The sequence below is a fragment of the Limosilactobacillus pontis DSM 8475 genome (assembly GCF_001435345.1).
Taxonomy (GTDB): domain Bacteria; phylum Bacillota; class Bacilli; order Lactobacillales; family Lactobacillaceae; genus Limosilactobacillus; species Limosilactobacillus pontis.
Window position 1 is genome coordinate 12,976 of the sequence record NZ_AZGO01000040.1, and the last position, 4,219, is coordinate 17,194.

General features: G+C 49.3%; 4 protein-coding genes. 2 read left to right on the forward strand and 2 right to left on the reverse strand.

Annotated elements, in window-relative coordinates; translation table 11 throughout:
- Positions 1-72: 72 nt before the first annotated feature.
- Positions 73-1,020 (reverse strand): LacI family DNA-binding transcriptional regulator, encoded by a 948-nt coding sequence (locus FD34_RS02980; RefSeq protein ID WP_057806628.1) that lies wholly within the window; start codon positions 1,018-1,020, stop codon positions 73-75.
- Positions 1,021-1,385: 365 nt separating this feature from the next.
- On the opposite strand from FD34_RS02980, the gene FD34_RS02985 reads away from it, so the two are divergent.
- Together FD34_RS02985 and FD34_RS02990 are read left to right on the forward strand one after the other, a co-directional pair.
- Positions 1,386-3,374, forward strand: coding sequence for a LysM peptidoglycan-binding domain-containing protein (locus FD34_RS02985; RefSeq protein ID WP_057806629.1), 1,989 nt, complete (start codon positions 1,386-1,388; stop codon positions 3,372-3,374).
- Between the two features lie 135 nt (positions 3,375-3,509).
- Positions 3,510-3,812, forward strand: coding sequence for an ArsR/SmtB family transcription factor (locus tag FD34_RS02990; RefSeq protein ID WP_057806630.1), 303 nt, complete (start codon positions 3,510-3,512; stop codon positions 3,810-3,812).
- 51 nt (positions 3,813-3,863) lie between these two features.
- On the opposite strand, the gene FD34_RS02995 is transcribed toward FD34_RS02990, so the two are convergent.
- Positions 3,864-4,097 carry a hypothetical protein gene (locus FD34_RS02995; protein WP_083479822.1) on the reverse strand — a complete coding sequence of 78 codons (234 nt, stop codon included), beginning with the start codon at positions 4,095-4,097 and terminating at the stop codon, positions 3,864-3,866.
- Positions 4,098-4,219: the final 122 nt, after the last annotated feature.

Consider the following 4,219-nt stretch of genomic DNA (forward strand, 5'->3'; position numbering starts at 1 on the left):
ACGACGCCTCTAGCGTCAACCTTCGCTCTAGACTAGCCGTACAGGGCGCCGAGAAGCTTATTTCCCAGTCTTTTATTCACCAGGTGCATAGAATTGTACCGGAACTACGGCGGACAGCACTGTAGCCTGAGGGCTCGTGATCCGAGTCATCAGGGTCGAAATCAATTTGGCACTCAGCTCCGTAATCGGTTGGATCACTGTTGGCAGCTCGGGATTGGTCTGGCGAATTAGGGTCGAGCCATTATAACCGGTCAAAAAGTAATCCTGGTTAAGCTTAAGGCCCGCCTGGTGGTAAATATTGGCAATCCTTAAGGCCTGGACATCGTTGGAAGCAATCACCCCGTCATAGATACCCGGGAAGACGTTTACCAGGTCAACCTGGTGGGCATCGAGCGGATCGAAACTCCGGTGGTGACGACCGAGGTAGTCAACAACCCCCTGAAGCCGGTTGACGGTTGGCGAAACCGATTGGTCCTCGTCAACCATCACCGCAATCCGCCGTACCTGATGATCAAGCAGGTACTGAGTGGCGAGTTGTCCCCCCTGGTAGCTATCTGCCGAAACGATTGGAATGTTATCGGCCAGGTACCGGTCAAACGAGACAATCGGCGCCTTGATCTGGTGGTACTCCTTAATGTCGAGGTTATGGGAGCCAGAAATGATCCCGTCGACCTGGTTGGCCATTAGCATATTCAGGTAGTCATGCTCGATCTCTGGGTTTTCGGCCGAGGAGGCAATGATCGTCTTGTAGCCCTTGATGAAGAGCTGTCGTTCCAACTCATTAACCAACTCCGCGAAGAAGGGGTTAATCAGGTTGGGAAAGATCAGGCCAATGAACTTGGACGGCTTCCCCTGCATTGCCCGCGCCAAGGCGTTAGGCTGGTAGTTCAACTCCCGCATCGCCGCATGAACCTTCTTGATGGTTTTTTCACTCAGGGACCCGTAGTTGTTGATCACCCGGGACACGGTGGTTACCGAAACCCCCGCAAGCTGGGCAACATCCTTTAACTTCGCAACCATTTCACAAATCCCTACTTTCTTCCAAAATTAGCGACGAATCACCAGCAACCTCTTTATTATAGCTTAACCAGTCATAGCCGGGGAACATATTTCCCAGATTTAGCCCCTACCAGGAAGATATGTTGACTTTTTCATCTGTTTAAATTTATTTATCAGCCCCACGCAACAATAAAACGCCGCTATGATCACCGCTACGGCTTCCTCAAATATAAATCTACTAATAATGTGTTTCTGTTTAAAATTGACGCTTAGACAAATTAATGTTAACTTGATACTAGCTAAATCTTAATATGTTCTTAAATATTTTTTTCTAAAAATTAGCAAAAATATTTATCAGTCATTTTAAGTCAAGGGAGTCAATGCTAATGAATCGTCAGGAATCTACTAATGCGTCCACACATTACAAGATGTACAAGAGCGGCCGGAAATGGATGTTTGCCGGCATCACGGCACTCACGATGCTTACCGCTACCGGTGCGGTTGCCCACGCCGATAATGGTCAACCAGCAAAGGCGGAAACGCAGATCACTAGCGCGACCCCAAATAGTAATTCTACGGCCGACAGTTCAGCTGCCACCAACTCAGCTAGTTCCAGCAGTGCGGTAATCAGTTCTGCTACGGCTAACAGTTCGACAGCCACCACTACCGCCGTCTTAAGCGCCAGTGCAGCTACTACCTCCGCCAGTGCGGTACCGGTCCAATCCGCCACGGCTTCCACCGTCCAAAGTGCAGCCCCTGCTAGCGCTAGTGCGGCAACTACCATGGCGATGGCTGCCACTACTGCTCCTCAACAAAATACCGGAGTAGACCTGGCATCGCTGCACTTCAGCAACAACGCTCACAGCCAGAACTTCATTCAGAGTGTCGCCCCTGGCGCCGTCGCCGGTTGGAACAAGTACCAGGTTTTGCCATCCGTTACCGTTGCCCAGGCCATCCTGGAGAGTGGTTGGGGTCGCTCTTACCTGTCCACCAGTGCCCACAACCTCTTTGGGATCAAGGGTTCCTACAACGGCCATTCCGTCAATATGCGGACGCGGGAAGTTTACGGTGGCCACAGTGTCTACATCAACGATAATTTCCGGGCCTACGCCAATAACTCCGAATCTGTTGAGGACCATGGTAACTTCTTATACAGCAACCGTCGTTACCACAATCTGCTTGGCGACACCAACTACGTATCAGTTGCCAACAAGCTCCGCCAGGATGGTTACGCCACCGATCCAAGCTATGCCCGCTCACTGATCAAGTTGGTTCAGACCTATAACCTGAACCAACTCGATTCGGTGGCCTTCTCTGGTCGGACAGTTACCAACCGCTACAAGAATGCTTCAACGTCCAATACCAACTTTGAAGCTAACGGTAGCACTAACTACTACACCGTTCATGGTGGTGATACCCTCTCCGGTATTGCCAATAAGCTCAACACCTCGGTTAACACCCTGGCCCACCTGAACGACATTCATAATGTCAACCGTATCTATGTCGGTCAACGCCTGCTGGTTCGTCAAAATTCATCAGCATCTGAACAACACCAGTCCCAGGCCACGACGTCAACGAAGCATACGGACTCAACCACCACGGCTCACCAGAATTCGAGTGTTAATTCCTACACCGTCCAGCGTGGTGACACCCTCTCCGGTATTGCCAACAAGTTCAACACCACCTACACTAGCCTGGCACAGATCAACCACCTGACTAATCCAAACCGGATCTACGTTGGGCAAAATCTCCGGTTGCGAGCTCAAGCACAGACGAATAACCACGCCGCATCATCGACGACCAAAACCACATCGTCACAAAACGCAGGCGCTAGTTCCTACACCGTCCAGCGTGGTGACACCCTTTCTGGTATCGCCAACAAGTTCAACACCACCTACACTAGCCTGGCACAGATCAACCACCTGACTAACCCAAACTGGATCTACGTTGGGCAACAGCTCCAGGTTCGTGCTCAGGCAAGCAGTCAACACACCGCGACACCAACAACCACGACCCATCACACGAGTTCAACTACTACTAATTCAACGTACACCGTCCAACGTGGTGATACCCTCTCCGGTATCGCTGCTCAGTTCAACACCAGCTATTCACAGCTGGCCCAGGTCAACCACTTGACCAACCCGAACCACATTTACGTCGGTCAACAGCTCCAGGTTCGTGCTGGTAGCCAAACAAGTTACCACACCACCGCAAGTCACCACGTTTCCACGAGTCACACCGGCTACGTTGTGCAAAATGGTGACTCACTGTCCAAGATTGCTGCACAGTATGGCCTGAACTGGCAAACCTTGGCAAGTAAGAACAACCTGCAGAGTCCATATGTGATCTACGTTGGTCAGCACCTGGCTCTCTAATCTAGACATAACTAAGCATAAAAAAGCAAAAGTAATTCTACTTTTGCTTTTTTTAGTTTAAAACCTTAGAATAAAAATATATTAGTTAACTGAGCGTCAATTAAAGCGCTTTTCGATGGAAAGTGGTGATCTGCTGTGTCTGTGAACGAAAATCCTAATCTTGAGCATATCAGTCATTTTTTCAAGATCCTTGGTAACCCCAAGCGCCTACAACTCCTCTACCTCCTGATCCAGCACTCGATGAGTGTCTCCGAAATCAGCGAACGGCTGAATTGGGAACAATCAGGGGTCTCTCACCAGCTCCAATTACTCCGCAAGTATAACCTGGTCCAGCAACACCGACAGGGCAAGGTCGTGATCTACCGCCTTGACGACCCCCAGGTGGTGGTCTTGATTGCCGACGTCCTGAACCACGCCGAACAAATTGTTAAGAAGTAAAAAAATGAGGATGGTAAACATCGGTCTGGTGCCTACCATCCTCATTTTTACTTAAACGAACTTGAGCTGGAACTCTTCGGTATCTAGAACTTCCTCCACCTTCAGCTTCTCGCCGCTGTGGTATTGGTCTCCGTTCAAGAAGAAACCAGGATGAGCGTGACCGTAAAACTTAAAATCGTACTTTGGTGCTGAGTCTACATCGCTGATCTGCATGACCCCTTGTGTACCGTCAGAGCAATGAACCGTTTGCGTCTTATCATTATCGTGAACAAAAACTGTCGTCACTTTTAACACCTCCACCTTTAATTATACGCTCATTTTGGCTAACCTAACTAAATTTTTCGGTATATTTTAGATTATTGAACTATCTGATTTTGATTGTCCAATAAGCACAAACAGTGGCTGGG